General features: G+C 61.2%; 14 protein-coding genes and 1 riboswitch. Of the genes, 4 read left to right on the top strand and 10 right to left on the bottom strand.

The window, feature by feature from the left end:
• Positions 1-28: 28 nt before the first annotated feature.
• Positions 29-715: a cytochrome b/b6 domain-containing protein gene (locus ACQ4MS_RS07925; protein ID WP_431098890.1), complete on the bottom strand. Its 687-nt coding sequence runs from the start codon at positions 713-715 to the stop codon at positions 29-31.
• Between the two features lie 190 nt (positions 716-905).
• Between ACQ4MS_RS07925 and ACQ4MS_RS07920 the strand changes: the two genes are divergently transcribed.
• Positions 906-1,361: a c-type cytochrome gene (locus tag ACQ4MS_RS07920; protein WP_431098888.1), complete on the top strand. Its 456-nt coding sequence runs from the start codon at positions 906-908 to the stop codon at positions 1,359-1,361.
• A 186-nt stretch (positions 1,362-1,547) separates the two neighbouring features.
• Here the strand turns inward: ACQ4MS_RS07920 and ACQ4MS_RS07915 are convergent, their stop codons facing one another.
• A complete protein-coding gene (locus tag ACQ4MS_RS07915; RefSeq protein ID WP_431098886.1) occupies positions 1,548-2,063 on the bottom strand; it encodes a TlpA family protein disulfide reductase in 516 nt (171 codons plus the stop codon).
• 15 nt (positions 2,064-2,078) lie between these two features.
• Between ACQ4MS_RS07915 and ACQ4MS_RS07910 the strand changes: the two genes are divergently transcribed.
• From ACQ4MS_RS07910 to ACQ4MS_RS07900, 3 genes are all read left to right on the top strand, one after another.
• Positions 2,079-2,792, top strand: coding sequence for a DUF4197 domain-containing protein (locus tag ACQ4MS_RS07910; protein WP_431098885.1), 714 nt, complete (start codon positions 2,079-2,081; stop codon positions 2,790-2,792).
• Positions 2,793-3,394: 602 nt separating this feature from the next.
• Positions 3,395-4,258 carry a cytochrome-c peroxidase gene (locus tag ACQ4MS_RS07905; RefSeq protein ID WP_431099556.1) on the top strand — a complete coding sequence of 288 codons (864 nt, stop codon included), beginning with the start codon at positions 3,395-3,397 and terminating at the stop codon, positions 4,256-4,258.
• A complete protein-coding gene (locus ACQ4MS_RS07900) occupies positions 4,255-7,116 on the top strand; it encodes a DAHL domain-containing protein (protein WP_431098883.1) in 2,862 nt (953 codons plus the stop codon). The genes ACQ4MS_RS07905 and ACQ4MS_RS07900 overlap by 4 nt, the downstream gene beginning before the upstream one ends.
• 282 nt (positions 7,117-7,398) lie before the next feature.
• Here the strand turns inward: ACQ4MS_RS07900 and phnD are convergent, their stop codons facing one another.
• The 8 genes from phnD to ACQ4MS_RS07860 all read right to left on the bottom strand — a co-directional run bounded on the left by phnD (position 7,399) and on the right by ACQ4MS_RS07860 (position 14,459).
• Positions 7,399-8,364, bottom strand: a complete 966-nt coding sequence (phnD, locus tag ACQ4MS_RS07895; protein ID WP_431098881.1) for a phosphate/phosphite/phosphonate ABC transporter substrate-binding protein — start codon at positions 8,362-8,364, stop codon at positions 7,399-7,401.
• Between the two features lie 248 nt (positions 8,365-8,612).
• On the bottom strand, positions 8,613-9,167 hold the full coding sequence (locus ACQ4MS_RS07890) for a DinB family protein (protein ID WP_431098879.1): 555 nt from the start codon (positions 9,165-9,167) through the stop codon (positions 8,613-8,615).
• Positions 9,164-9,373 carry a DUF1737 domain-containing protein gene (locus tag ACQ4MS_RS07885; protein WP_431098877.1) on the bottom strand — a complete coding sequence of 70 codons (210 nt, stop codon included), beginning with the start codon at positions 9,371-9,373 and terminating at the stop codon, positions 9,164-9,166. Before ACQ4MS_RS07885 ends, ACQ4MS_RS07890 begins: the two co-directional genes overlap by 4 nt.
• Before the next feature lie 80 nt (positions 9,374-9,453).
• Entirely contained in the window at positions 9,454-10,767 is a 1,314-nt protein-coding gene (locus ACQ4MS_RS07880; protein ID WP_431098875.1) for a D-amino acid dehydrogenase, read from the bottom strand.
• 240 nt (positions 10,768-11,007) lie between these two features.
• A riboswitch (glycine riboswitch) is annotated at positions 11,008-11,097 on the bottom strand.
• Positions 11,098-11,209: 112 nt separating this feature from the next.
• Complete coding sequence (locus ACQ4MS_RS07875; RefSeq protein WP_431098873.1) at positions 11,210-11,752, bottom strand: GrpB family protein; 543 nt, start codon at positions 11,750-11,752, stop codon at positions 11,210-11,212.
• Between the two features lie 214 nt (positions 11,753-11,966).
• Positions 11,967-12,452: a hypothetical protein gene (locus tag ACQ4MS_RS07870; RefSeq protein ID WP_431098872.1), complete on the bottom strand. Its 486-nt coding sequence runs from the start codon at positions 12,450-12,452 to the stop codon at positions 11,967-11,969.
• On the bottom strand, positions 12,449-13,183 hold the full coding sequence (locus ACQ4MS_RS07865) for an alpha/beta fold hydrolase (RefSeq protein WP_431098871.1): 735 nt from the start codon (positions 13,181-13,183) through the stop codon (positions 12,449-12,451). The genes ACQ4MS_RS07870 and ACQ4MS_RS07865 overlap by 4 nt, the downstream gene beginning before the upstream one ends.
• Before the next feature lie 43 nt (positions 13,184-13,226).
• Positions 13,227-14,459 carry a CaiB/BaiF CoA transferase family protein gene (locus tag ACQ4MS_RS07860; RefSeq protein ID WP_431098870.1) on the bottom strand — a complete coding sequence of 411 codons (1,233 nt, stop codon included), beginning with the start codon at positions 14,457-14,459 and terminating at the stop codon, positions 13,227-13,229.
• Positions 14,460-14,645: the final 186 nt, after the last annotated feature.

Below are 14,645 nucleotides of genomic sequence, written 5' to 3'. Positions count from 1 at the left end.
CAGGCTTCGCCACCACTCAGGACGGCTGTCAGAACGCGGGCGCCGCCAGCGTGGACACCCAGTAGGCCACTCCTGAGCAGGCCGCCAGTATCAACACTGCGGCAACCCGGGAGACCGTGTCATCGCGCGAAGGAGGGGCTTCCACCACCAGCTCCTTGTCGCCATGCAGCATGGCGCCCACCAGGTTGTGCTTGCGATACAAGTAGTAAATGATGGCCGCGATGTGCAGCACCACCAGCGCCAGGAGCACCCACTTGCCGATGTTCTTGTGGTAATTGGTTGCCAGGCTGACAGTGGCGTTTGAGACAAAACGCGTCAGCGGGCCGGCAAAGGCGATTTCATCGTCGCTCAGCAAGCCGGTACCCACTTGGGCAAGCAGGAACCCGAGCATCGCGAACACCGAACCCGCGCCAGTCGGGCTGTGGCCCACACCATGCTCAGGCTTGCCGCGGCCTTTGAGGTAGTTGATGACACTCTGGGGCGCATAAATGAACGCACCAAAGCGGGACCAGCGTCCGCCCACGAGGCCCCAGACAATGCGAAACAGCAGCAATGCCAGCACCGTGTAGCCAAAGCGGAAGTGCCAGACCATCGCATTGCCACCGACGACACCGGTAATGGCCAGGCCCAACGCGCAGGCCACTAGCGCCCAGTGAAAAAACCGCGTGGGCAGATCCCAGACGCGCACCTTGTGCAAATTTTGATTGGTGTACATGCTCACTCCTCGTTCATGTGGTTGTTCTTGCAAGGCATTGTGCGCGGCCGGCCCGCTGAGCGCTTGGTGCTTTCCCGTAGAGCATAAGTTCCTGCGGAACTTATCAAGGCTGGCTAAACTCAGCCACATGGCAACAGGCCCTCTGCGTTGCCATTGTCCCCATCTCAAGAATAAACCTACGAGGATCCCCATGAAAGCATTTGCCTGTATAGCCGCGGCCACCACCCTGATGGCCCTGGCCGCCCCGGCCTCCGCCCAGTTTGCCAAACCTGAAGACGCCGTCAAATATCGCCAGAGCGCGCTGTTTGTCATGGGCCAGCATTTCGGCCGCGTCGGTGCCATGGCCAACGGCCGTGTCCCCTTCGATGCCAAAGTCGCCGCCGAGAACGCCGAGATCGTGGCCGACATGGCCAAGTTGCCATGGGTTGCCTTTGGGCCTGGCACCGACAAAGGCGGCAACACCAAGGCCAAGCCTGAAATCTGGACCGAGCAGGCCAAGTTCAAGGAAGGCCATGAAAAGCTCGCCGCCGAATCTGCCAAGCTGGCCGCCGCAGCCAAGACCGGCAACCTCGACACGCTGAAGACCGCTTTTGCGGCTACGGCCGGCACCTGCAAGGCCTGCCACGACGCCTATAGGAATCAATAGCCCCCAGTTGAAGCTCACTGCGTGTAGCTTCCTCTCCCCCTAGGGGGACGGGCGCCTTGCGCCCGGCAAAGCCGGATCGCTGCCCCCGCTTGGTGAAGAGCCAAGTCGGGACGCCAACGGTAAGCGAAAAAAGGCCGGCTCCTTGCGGAGCCGGCCTTTTTTCATTTGGTTGAACAATGAACCCGATCAGGTCTCGGCCAGCAGCTTTTCAATGAGTTGGTGCAAAGCCGCAAAATCCGGCTCGCCCACGTACTGTTTGACGATTTCGCCGCGCTTGTTGACGAGGTAGGTTGTGGGTGTGAGTTTCACATCACCCCAGGCTTTGGCAACCGATCCCGTATTGTCGATGGCCACCTTGAAAGGTAACTGCCGCGTCTGGGCGTAATTAACGACGTAACTCGGTGGGTCATAGCTCATGGCCACGGCTACGGTGTCGTACCCTTGGCTGTTGTACTTGTTGTACGTGGAAATGATTTTGGGCATTTCCGCCACGCAAGTGACGCAGCTGGTAGCCCAGAAGTTGACGAGGGTGACCTTCCCTTTGAGGTCGGCGGTGGTTTTTTTGCTGCCGTCCAGCAGCACGAAAGTTGATTCAGGTGCCGCCTCTGCACCGCCGCATCCAGACAGGCCTGCCAGGGCCGCCACCACCAAAATGCCGGCCAGTGCCGTGCGGCATACTGTCAGGCTGGATGTCAATTTCATCAAGGGGACCTCATCATGCAACGTCGCAATTTTAACCAGGCCGGCGTCAGCGCGTTGGGCGCACTGATATTGGCCACCTACCACCAGGCTCACGCGTTGTCGCTGGGAGACCTGTCGGGCATCAGCAACGCCGACGCCAGCGCCGGCCTGAAAACCGCCCTGGAAAAAGGTGCCATCGCAGCCGTCGCCCTGCTGGGCAAGACAGATGGATTCCTCGGAAACCCAAAAGTTCGCATTCCTTTGCCCGGATACCTTGAAGACGCGTCGAAACTGCTGAAAAACTTCGGCCAGGGCAAGCGCATCGACGAGTTGGTCACCTCCATCAACCGTGCCGCCGAAGCCGCCGTGCCCATGGGCAAAGACCTGCTGGTCAATGCGGTGCGCACCATGAATGTGAATGACGCCAAGAACATCCTGACAGGCGGAGAAACGTCGGTGACCACTTTTTTTGCCGAAAAAACCCGTGCGCCGTTGGGTGTGAAATTTCTGCCCGTGGTGACCAAGGCCACGGAGAAGGTCGGGTTGGCCAACAAATACAACGACTTCGCGGGCAAAGCTGCCGGCTTCGGCCTCGTCAAGAAAGAAGACGCCAACATCCAGCAGTACGTCACCGGCAAGTCACTGGACGGCCTCTACCTCATCATCGGCGAAGAAGAAAAGAAAATCCGCCAGGATCCCGTTGGCACCGGCAGCGCGATCCTCAAAAAAGTGTTTGGGTCGATGAAATAGACGGTTTTCGGCCAAATTACTGGATGAAAAGACCTCGCTGGGTAACCAGTGCGGGCGCAAACAGCTATCAAAAAGTGAGCGCCTGTTCAGGCGGTAAAGCTGAAGGCTGGCCGATACATTCACACACACTTCCGGTCGCGGCGCGAAAATCCCGTTCCCCTTCGAGGCGAGGGCATTCTCGCCCGCGGTCCTAAAAAACAAAGAAACATTTACTTACATCGTGTTGGTAAATATCACCACGCCGAAAACGTGATTACCCTGCGCCTGAGAAACGTGATCTGATCACACAGAAGCGAACATTCAGGGAATACCGGCGATGGGGGAACAGCGGCATCGAGCTACTGCACAGGCGTCTACCTTGCGCACCGGAACTCATCCTGTGGAGCAGGACGGATTGCCGCCATCGCCAAGGAGTCTGGGGCTCACGAGAAGGCATCAGCCGGGCTGCCGGCGGGCAAGATGATTTACCACGAGGAGGTGCGGCTATGAACACAACAAGGATGACGCCGCCGAGGTTCGCTGCGATGCTCCTGGTGGTTTTCGCAGCCTGCGTAGTCCACCCCGCAACCGCGGCACCCCTGCTCGATGAGCCCATATAGCCGATCCCGCTGACACTGAAACAGGACCCGGCCCGTGCGGAGATTGGGCGATTGCTGTTCCGCGACACACGCCTGTCAGGTAATGGCCGCGTGTCATGTGCCAGCTGCCATGACCTCAGCAAGGGCGGGGGCGACGGGCGTGACCGATCGGTGGGGCTTAATGGCGGGCTGACCAGCGTTAACGCACCGACGGTGCTCAATGCCGCACTCAACTTCAAGCAGTTCTGGAACGGCCGCGCCGAGTCGCTGGAGGCGCAAGCCGACCACGTCATGCTGAATCCGGTCGAAATGGGCTCCAAGTGGGAGGAAGTCGTCCAGAAGGTGTCGCAGGACTCCAAGTACAAGAGCGCCTTCTCCGCTGCTTACAAGGATGGCGTCACCAAAGCCAACATCCAGAATGCCATCGCCACGTTCGAGCGCACCCTGATCACACCCAACTCGCGTTTTGACAAATACCTGCGCGGCGATGCCAATGCGATCTCCGCCCCAGAAAAGGCCGGCTATGCAAAGTTCAAGCAATATGGATGCGTCGCCTGCCACCAGGGCGTGAATGTCGGCGGCAACATGTTCCAGAAGTTCGGCGTCATGGGAGACTACTTCGCCAAACGCGGCAACCCGACGCAAGCCGATCTGGGCCGCTACCTTGTCACCAAGGTGGAAAGCGACAAATACGTTTTCAAGGTGCCCAGCCTGCGCAACATCGCGCTCACCGCCCCTTACTTCCACGATGCCTCGGCAAAAAACCTGGAGGAAGCCGTCGACATCATGTTCCGGTACCAGCTCGGCCGTGTCGCCTCCAGGGAAGACAAGGAGGCGATCATCAGGTTCCTCAACACGCTCACCGGTGAACTGGACGTCAAACCGTGAAAATACCGAATCGACTGGCCTGGGTGCCGATGGTGGCGGTCACCGCCGTACTGCTGTCCATACTGGTGTTTCTGTACGCCAAAACGCAGAGTTTTGACGAGTCAGACCACTTTGAAGATATCGCCGTGCTGCGCCACCTGAAACAGCTCGATGCGCAATGGGAGCTGGATGTCCTGAAGTCCAGGATAGGCATCAACGCGCACTACGACGCACTGGCCGATCACCAGGGCGAGATGATCCGGCTGATAGAGCAACTTGAGTCGGGAGCGAGAACCCGGAAAAACGAAGCATTCGTCATTCCGGAAGACAAGCTGACGGCGCTGCATCGCGCCATCGAGGACAAGGCCGTCCTGATCGAGCAATTCAAATCGAACAACTCGGTGCTGCGCAACTCTCTGGCCTTTCTGCCAACGGCTGCGGAGGACGTCCAGCAGTCGCTCGGGCCTGGCCGTGGCGCCGCGCAGCCGGCACTCCGGCAACTCTCGGCCAGCGTGAACCAGCTCCTGCTCACGAGCATGCTGTACAGCCAGAGCCCGACCGGTGACAAAGGGGCTGAGATACAGGCTGAACTGAACCGGCTTGGCAGCGGCCCGCACCTTGCGCCGGACATCGGGGACAGGCTGGGAATTTTCCGTGCGCATATCCAGACCATCCTGCGCGGGCAGCAAGCAGTGAATGATCTCCTTGCCGGCATTGCCGCGGTACCGACGGGAAAACTCCTTGATGAGACCAGCCACGCGTTCACGGTCGAGCAGCAACATGCCGGCGTGGAGGGCGCGCGGTATCACCGGTATCTCATGATATTTTCGGTGGTGCTGGTGGCGTTGCTCTTGTATGCAGCGGTGGACCTCCTCAGAAGCCATTCGACCATCCAGCGCGTCAACCAGGAGCTGCAGGGCGCCAATGAAACCCTGGAGCAGCGCGTGCAGGAACGCACCATCGCGCTCCACGCCAGTGAAACGCAGCTGCACCAGATCACGGACACGGTGCCGGCGCTGATCGCGTATATCGACGCCGGGCAGCGCTTCCGGTTCCACAATCTCGCCTACGAAGAACGCTTTGGCCTCAGGCACGACCAGATCCACGGCAAGACCATGCGCGAGATGATGGATAGCGATCTCTACGAAAAGGAACGCCACAAGATCGAAGAGGCCTTGTCGGGTTACGCGGCGCAGTATGACCGCGTTCAGGAAACCGCCGACGGCCAGGTGCGCGATTACGTCATGCAGTACTTTCCGCGCTATGGCGAAGGTGACGATGAAGGAAAGGTGCTGGGGTTCTACTCGCTGGGCACCGATGTGACAGCGCTCAAACGCGTGGACCGCATGAAGAGCGAATTTGTTTCCACCGTCAGCCATGAACTGCGCACGCCGCTGACCTCTATACGCGGCTCGCTGGGCCTGATCGTTGGTGGCGTTGCCGGAGAGCTGCCGCCCATGGCCAAGAACCTGGTCGGCATCGCCACCAGCAACTGCGAGCGGCTCATCAGGCTTATCAACGATATTCTCGACAGTGAAAAAATCGAATCCGGCAAGATGCGCTTTGATCTGCAGATCGTGGAGTTGCAGCCCTTGCTGGCGCAGGTCCTAACAGCCAACGAAGGTTTTGCGGGCCAGCACAACGTCAAACTGGCCCTGGAAGCCCAGGCCGATGCAGTCAAGGTCAACATCGATAGCGACCGCCTCACCCAGGTCGTCACCAACCTGCTGTCCAATGCTGTGAAGTTCGCGCCGGCAGAGTCCTGTGTGCGGGTGAGGCTGCTGTGCAGCAACAAACGGGTTCGCGTCGAAGTTGCCGACAGCGGCCCCGGCATACCCGAGGAGTTTCGCAAGCGCATCTTCCAGAAATTTTCACAAGCCGACACCTCCGACACCCGGCAAAAAGGCGGCACGGGCCTGGGCCTCAACATCTCCCGCGCCATTGTGGAGCGAATGGATGGCAGCATGGGGTTCACCACGCAAACCGGGGTGGGCACCGTTTTCTATTTCGAGTTGCCTGAAGCGGTTGCGCCGCCGGTTCAAGAGGCCAGCGTTGACGAGAACCGGCCCAGGGACGGCACCCCGCCGAGACCGCTCATCCTGGTCTGCGAGGATGATCCCGACATTGCCCGGCTGATCAACCTGATGCTCGAAAAGGGCGGGTTTGATTCGGACATGGTGTACCGTGCTTCGCAGGCGATGGAGCAGGTCGTGCGCCGGCCTTATGCGGCCATGACGGTCGACCTGGGCTTGCCGGACCAGGACGGCATCAGCCTGATCCGTTCGCTGCGCCACGAAGACCGCACGCGGGAGCTGCCCATCGTGGTGGTGTCGGCCAATGCCGAAGCCGGAGAGCTCCAGTTCAACAACCAGCCGCTTGCGGTGTCGACCTGGCTCGAAAAGCCCATCGACGAAAACCTGCTGATTCTCAGCCTGCAGCGCGCCATTGCCAATATGGCTGAAGGCAGGCCGCGCATCCTGCATGTCGAAGACGACCTGGACATCCAGCGCATCGCCGCAACCATTGCCCAAGACTTCGCGACCTTTGAATTTGCCAGCTCCCTGCAAGAAGCGCGCGAGCAACTTGGCAAACACCACTATGACCTGGTGCTGCTCGACCTGACGCTGAAAGACGGTTCGGGCTGGGAACTGCTCGGCACCATCGAGGCGCTGAACCCGGCGCCACCGGTTGTGGTGTTTTCCGCGAGCGACGTCGCGGGGCCGGAAAGCCAGCGCGTCGAAGCGGTGCTCATGAAATCGCACACCTCCAATGACCAGCTGCTGCACACCCTGCAGCGGGTGTTGGACGAAAGCCTGTGGGGTACCGTCCATCCACCGTTGGCTATGGACCCACCCCCGTCCAGACTCACTGGCGTGTAGCCTGTTCCCCCCTTCCAGGGGTCGGCGCCTGGGGCCGGCGAAGCCGGACCCTCGGCCCCCGCTGGTGGAATACCCCCCGTTAGTTACGCCATCGGACTCTTCAAGCCAGGGGTGCCGCGGAACCGGCTTTGCCGGGCCGCAGGCACCGTCCCCTGCAAGGGGAAAAGGGCTACACATAGTGAGCCCGATAGGGGTGTGCCAAATTTTCGGCTTCGCCGGGCCGCAGGCGGGCGGCCCCTCGGGGGGGCAGGAAGCTACACGAAGTGAGCGACCGTGGGGGCCTTATTTCTTCTGGCTGGCGCGGTAGACCTGCATCACCGTTGCGAAGTCGCGGTCGAAGTTGATGGGCAGGAAGGTGTCGTTGCCGGGCAGCTGCTTCTTCAGCGTGGGCGAGAAGTTGTAGCTGAACGAGCACTTCTTGACGCGTGCCTGCAGTTCTGGCGAGACGTCCTTGCTCATGGTCCAGGTTTCCGTCATGAAAGGCGGGCTTTCCCAGATCGTACGGATACTCGAGCCTTTGACGTCGCCCTTGACGACCATGCGCTGATACAAATCGCTGGCCACGGCCGCAGCGGGGTAAAACCCATGCATCACACCCGTGACCGAGCGCTCATGCCCGTTGGAGAAAACCACTTCGTAGTCCTTGTCCGGTGTCAGGCCCAGGGCCGGGAACAGTGCGCGCGGCGCCAGGTTGCCGGAGTTGGAGGTAGGCGTGGTGTGGGCGATTTTTTTGCCGATCAGGTCCTTGGGCTCTTTGTAGGGGCTGTCGATGCGGGTGACCAGGATCAGCTTGTACGAATTGCGCTGGCCGGTGGCCTTGTTGCCCGGCACGCCGAACGGCGCGGCCTGCCCGGCGGTGACCATCTGCGCGGCCAGCCCTGGGTTGACCTGCCCGATCTGGGCCTTGCCGGTCGAAAGGGCTTCGATCAGCTCCTTCTCGCCCAGGATGTCGACGTTGCTGGTGCGCTCGAGGGAATCGCCCTGAGCATTTTGCAGCTCGACGTTCGCGCAGCGTGAGAGGTGGCTGAAGTAGTCACCCCACAAGGCCATGGTCTCTGTCTTGCCGTAGGTCTTGGGCATGGCCACCACCATTTTTTCGCGGGGGCCGGAATACTTTTCGGGTGCAGGGGTAGCGGCCGCTGCTTTTGTCTTGCGTGCGGGCTTCGCCTCGTCGGTCTGGGCTGTTGCAGAACCCAGGGCGCAAGCGGCGCTGGCCAATATTGCGGCATGGCGCAAATAAAACTTCATCTTGATCACTCCAGTTGTCTATGAAACCGATACGCAGGATTACCGGCTTGTGCACCTCTGGGGCACAACTCCGCTCTCCGCCCAATCAGTGTGCATGAAAGTGTGTCTGGAGCAACTTTTTGTTACATTCAAATGAATACCTTCGTGACATAAACGACCGTATTCGATGCGAAAGATGTTGTTTTTCCATTGAAGAGCGCGAGCCGCTGCCGGCTCTTATGTCCCCTTTTGGGCGGCATACCCGTGCCTCAGGGGGCGGGGTTTGCGGCAGCGGACGCTGCGGCCGGGTATCCAGCGAGAGACGCGTCGATTTTCCCGAGCAGCCATTGCAGTCCCGCCAGGTGCTGCTGGTCGTGGCTGCACAGGTAATGCACCAGGCTGCGCAGCGTGAGGGCGCCGTAACCTTCGAACTCCGCGGTACGGGCAAGCTGCTGCGGCGTAAGGCCCGACAGCATGTCCATGGTGTTGATGCGCGCCTGCCTGAACTCCGCAAAGGCTTTGCGCACATCAGCTGCGGCGTAGTTGCGTTCCTTCTCCAGCACGTAGCCGTCCAGGGACTCCAACACCGGGTTCGATTCCTGCAGCGTGCGCCGAATACGCACGTGGTAGCCGTCGATCTCGATGTCCCTCACGTGGCAGATCTGCCCAATGGCCGTGAAGGTTTCACTGGGAATGCCTTCCCATGACGGGGGCGCCCAGTTTTTGTGGCTTTCAGGAATGGCGTCGTAGAACTGTTCGAGCTGGCGCGGAAAGTCCGCCATGGCCTGCAGGGTGGCGGGGTTCAAGGGCAGGGCATTGCTCATGAATTGTTCTTTTTCGCGGAAGGCCACAGCACCGCCTGCGCCACGATGACGTTCTCGCCGTTGAAGGTCGCTGCCGGCGAGCCATAGAGCTCGTAACCCATGGCAAGCACTTCACTTACCCGGCGGCAAAAGCTTGCGTCGTCCGGTCCCGTGAGAAGGCGGTAGTGCGGGAGGCCGTCGGGAGGCGTGGTGGCGGATGAGGTCATGGCGGCAAGCGGCTGTTGAACGGAGGGCGATATTACCGTGTCCACCAGCGCGCTGCAGGCCCCTGTAGTTCAACCCTTGTTCAGGCCTTCGCCATTCCCGGCAATGCCATCACACGCCCTGGCGCAGGCATACCGGTAAATGCAAAGTCCACCTCCGGCACCTGACCACTCACGATGTCCGCAATCGCCGCGCCCGAGCCGCAGGCATGCGTCCAGCCCAGCGTGCCGTGTCCGGTGTTCAGGAAGACGTTGGACGCTTTGCTCTTGCCGATGTAAGGCACGTTGCTCGGCGTCGCCGGGCGCAGGCCCGTCCAGAACTGCGCGCCTTCGCCGTCCGTCATATCGGGGAAGAGCTGCTTTACCCGGCGGACGATGGCGTTGCAGCGCACCAGGTTCAGCTCGGTGTTATAGCCGTTGAGCTCGGCCGTGCCCGCAATGCGCAGGCGGTTGCCAAAACGCGAGAACACCAGCTTGTATTCGTCGTCCGTCAGGCTGACCTGGTAAGACGCCGCCTCGTTGATGACAGGCAACGTGACCGAGTAACCCTTTGCCGGGTAGATGCGCAGGCTCTGCCCCAGCACCTTGGCCCACTGCGCGCTGAAGGCGCCCAGGCACATCACATACGCATCGGCCTTCAGCATCTCGACCTTGCCCCCGGCCTCGCCGCTGCCGATCGCGACTTGCACGCCGTCCAGCTGTCTGCCTGCGGCATCCAGGCCCAGCACGGTGGTGTTGTACAAAAATTTGACGCCCGCCTGCTCGCAGCGCGCGGCTAGCGCGGCGGTAAATGCGCGCGCGTCGCCTGACTCGTCGCTGGGCGTCATGCTCCCGCCCACGATGCTGCCGCGGCATTGCGCCAGCGCGGGCTCAATCGCCACGCACTCGTCGGCGGTTTTCATGTCCAGCTCGCAGCCGTGCTCGCGCATGATGCGCGCGGGCTCCTGCGCGGCATCGTATTCAGCCTGGCTGGTGTAGAAGTGCAGGATGCCCCTGGTCTGCGCGTTGTACAGCAGGCCCAGGTCGGCGCGCAACTTTTGCAGCGCACCGCGGCTGTACATGCCCAGGTTCACGATTTGTTTGATGTTTTGGGCCGTGCGTGCCGGCGTGCAGTTGCGCAAGAATTCCAGCCCCCACAGCCACTGGTTTACATCGGCCCGCAGCCTGAAGAGCAGCGGTGCGTCTTCACGCGCCAGCCATTGCAACACCTTGAGCGGTGCGCCCGGGTTTGCCCAGGGCTCCGCGTGGCTGACGGATATTTGCCCGCCATTGGCGAAGCTGGTTTCCATCGCGGCCGCGCCGCGCCGCTCCACCACCGTGACCTCATGGCCGTGTTGCGCCAAATACCAGGCCGTGGTGATACCCGTGACACCCGCCCCCAAAACCATGACTTTCATGGCAGTTCCTTTTCATTCAAGCAGAACATTGCAGTAGCGCAAGCGCCGTGCCAGAGGTTGCTGTTGAATCGGAAGAATCGTGGCAACCGCCAAGCCATCACATGCTTGCGGCCGCTTCCACTGTCCTTGGTACCTGAGAGATTCAGCCGCTGCTTTTTATGTCCTGTGTTTAGTGACAAGCATCGGCTTTGCTCCTTCGGTGCGCTGCACGTTGCGTGCGGCGTCTCTCCAGACGGCTGTGTGTTCCGGGCAGTACGGGACCTGAGCGATTATGGAAGTTTGCGCCTTCGGTGGCTGCCTTGAAGGGCAGCGCTCTCCTGCTTGAACGGATTTGAATTTACCACCGAAGCCTGTTGCGCCAAGCGTGGAAGAAGGTATCAGTACCGGTCTAGCGGGTTGATTCAGCGGCTTAATAGAAGGGAGCAGGGGGGAGCAGGAAGGCTCAGCCTCCGCTTGCCGCCTGCACAAACGCGGCTTTGGCATCGGTATAAGCCTCGCGGTCATCCGGATGCCTGGCCGCCAGTTCCGCCTTGAGCGCTGCATAGCGCGCAGCCAGCGCCGGGTCCGAACGCAGGGCGTCACGAAAGCGCAGGCGTTGCGCCCACACCTCGCCGCCATGCGCCACCACATGCAAATGATGCGTGCGCCGCCCATCGGCCCAGCGCATCAGCCATTTGCGGTCCGTCAGCGAAGCGTTGAACTCGGCAGAGGTCGTGTAGCCGTTGGCGCACAGCGGCGCAATAAGCGCTTCAGCCGCCGCCATGGATTCAACGCCGGCAAGCATATCAATCACCGGCTTGGCCACCAGGCCCGGCACGGCCGTGCTCCCGATGTGCTGGATGTCGATCAGCCGGGCCGGCAGTTGAGGGGAGAGCGCAAACAGGCGGTCCCGCTCAGCCGCAAACTGCAGGGGCCAGGCCGGGTTATAGGGGTGCAAGGCCACCTCCTCATGGATAGCGGCAAGCAGCGATTCCTGGTCATTCATGCGGGGCGGGGCTTGTATGTGGTGGTGAGGGGTGAAAAAGCTGCGCGGCACGCCAAAGTCCTTTGCAGGGGACCTTTTCAGGGCAGTTTTAAGCATGAATTAAGCATAAAAACCGCCTTCTGCCCAATCAATACGGGCGCCAATAGCTATCAAAACAATAGCAAAACGAGGCTCAAGTCAAGCTCCACTGCATGCGACCCTGGCGGTCCGCATTTCATCTGCTTGACGCCACTGCAGCCCTGCGCGCCTCTGCCAGCCGCTCATCCAGGTAAGCACCGTAAAAGTCGACCGACGCCAGGCCCACCAACCGTTCCGCCAGCTCTTGCCCGGCGGGGCCGAGAAACAGCACAGTCGGCGTGAAGCCTGCTTTCCATGCGGCAACTTGCGCGGCGGCTGTTGTCACCTTGCCATCAAAGCCGGTCAGCGGCGTTGTGCGGTCGCTGATGTTGAGCTGCCAGGCATGCAGGCTGCCGTCACGTTGCGCCGGTAGCAAGTAGTTACGCCGCACCAGCTCGCAGAAAGGACAGCCGGGCAGGCTGATCAGCAGCACCATCGGCTCCTTTTTTGCGGCCGCAATGAATGCCGCCGCCGGCAAAGAAGCGGGCACAGGCAAAGCCGTATCTTTGGCCAGCGCGAGTTGCGGCAAGGCCAGGCTGCCTACCAATGCAGCGCTGAACTGGCGGCGGCCCACTAGCTTCATTCAGCGCTCTCTAGCAAGATCTTCGTCAACGCCGCAGGCTCGCTGATCATCGGGTCATGCCCGGTCTTGATTTCCACCACGCGCGAACCCGGCAGCCACGCACCGTCCCAGAACTTCGGGTCTTGCACACGCAACCGGCTGGGCGCAATGGTCGCCAGTGCCGGGTCAACGCAATTGACAAAGGTGCGCGGCACTGCAGCCACGCGTTTCATATCAAACTGCAGCGGCGCCTGGTAGGTGTTGCCGGGGTGCGGCGTCTGCCGGCGCTTCACCCACTCGCGGTCGGCGTCATGCAGGCCAAATACCTCCGGGTCAGGCGGCGGAAAACTGAAGTTCGCCGAGGCCTGCGCCGCCGCCATGCGCTGCTGCTGCGTGGCGCTGGCCTGCGTGCTGCTCCAGCTCTCGCCCGGCTTGGGCACTACCGCGTCCACGTACACCAGGTGCTTGATGCGCTCCGGCATGCGGTCGGTGACGGCCGTGCCGATCATCCCGGCGTAAGAGTGCACCGCGAGGATCACCTCGTGCAGCTCTTCCGCCTCGATCAGGTTGATCACGTCGTTGATGTGCGTGTCCAGGTTGATGGCCGGCGAGAGCAGGTGGGCGCGCTCGCCCAGGCCCGTCAGCGTCGGCGTGAAGACCTTATGGTGGTCCAGCTGTAGCGCCTGCGCCACTCGCCGCCAGCACCAGCCGCCGTGCCACGCGCCGTGCACCAGAACAAAATTGTGTTTCATCGCGACACCTCGTTGTTGAAGTTTGCCGATCCAATGCCGGGCGTCAAATGATCTTGCCGCCCTTGAGTTCAGACAGCTTGGCGTCTGAATAGTTCAGCACCTCGCGTAGCACTTCATCCGTGTGCTGGCCCAGCAGCGGCGGCGGCAAGTCGGTGCGCACCGGCGTCGCACTCATGCGAATAGGGCTGGAGACCAGCTTCAAATCATCCTTCACCGGGTGCTTCCACTCCGTCACCATGTTGCGTGCCTCAACCTGCGGGTCGGCAAACACCTCCGCCAGGCTGTTGATCGCCCCGCAAGGCACCTTGGCCGCCTCCAGCGCACCCAGCCAGTCGGCCTTGCTGCGTGTCTTCATCACCGCCTCCAGAATCGGCACCAGCTGGCCGCGGTTCTGCACGCGGTTGCGGTTGGTGGCAAAGAGCGGGTTGGTCGCCAACTCCGGTATGTTGGCCACCGCGCAGAACTTCGCATACTGCGAGTCATTGCCCACCGCCAGAATCAAATGGTCCTTGGTGCCGTCGACTGCAGGCGCCACTTCAAACACCTGATACGGCACGATGTTCTGGTGCGCATTGCCAGCCCGGCCCGGCGCCTTGCCGCTGACTAAATAGTTGGCACCCAGGTTGGCCAGCATGGCCACTTGGGTGTCCAGCAGCGCCATGTCCACCTGCTGGCCCTCGCCGGTTTTCTCGGCATGGCGCAGCGCGGCGAGTATCGCCACCGTCGCATACATCCCCGTCATCAAATCCGCCACCGCCACGCCCACTTTTTGAGGCCCACCGCCCAGGTCATCACGCTCACCCGTCACACTCATCAGCCCGCCCATGCCCTGAATCGCATAGTCATAACCCGCCCGATCCGCATACGGCCCGTTCTGCCCAAAGCCCGTGACCGAGCAGTAAACGAGGCGCGGGTTGATGGCTTTGAGCGACGCATAGTCCAGCCCATAGCGCGCCATGTCGCCGACCTTGAAGTTCTCTACAAACACATCGCAATGGGCAGCCAGCGCACGCACCAGCGCCTGGCCCGCAGGCTGCGCGATGTCGCAGGTCACAGATCGCTTGTTGCGGTTCGTGCCCAGGTAATAAGCCGCCTCGGTATCTGCCCCCTGCGCATCCTTCAAAAATGGAGGGCCCCACGTCCGCGTGTCATCGCCCGTGCCCGGCCGTTCAATCTTGATGACATCCGCGCCCAGGTCGGCGAGTGTCTGAGTACACCAGGGACCTGCGAGCACGCGGGAGAGGTCGAGGATGCGGATGCCTAATAGGGAGTTCATGTGTGGCATTTTGCCCTTAGCTTCAGCGATGCCGGTTAATGTCAGCCCGACGACTTAAGTCCGCCGCTAGGTGGACGAGCGACAAGTGAGTCACCCTAACGAGAAAAAACGCTGGCCTCCTCCGATTGAAGGGAGAGTCAAGCACACTGCAACACTAAAATCGGACTCAAGGTTCTGCGAAGGAGT

The sequence above is a fragment of the Polaromonas aquatica genome (assembly GCF_050626995.1).
GTDB lineage: Bacteria > Pseudomonadota > Gammaproteobacteria > Burkholderiales > Burkholderiaceae_C > Polaromonas > Polaromonas aquatica_A.
This window is presented reverse-complemented; position numbering and strand designations above follow the sequence as displayed.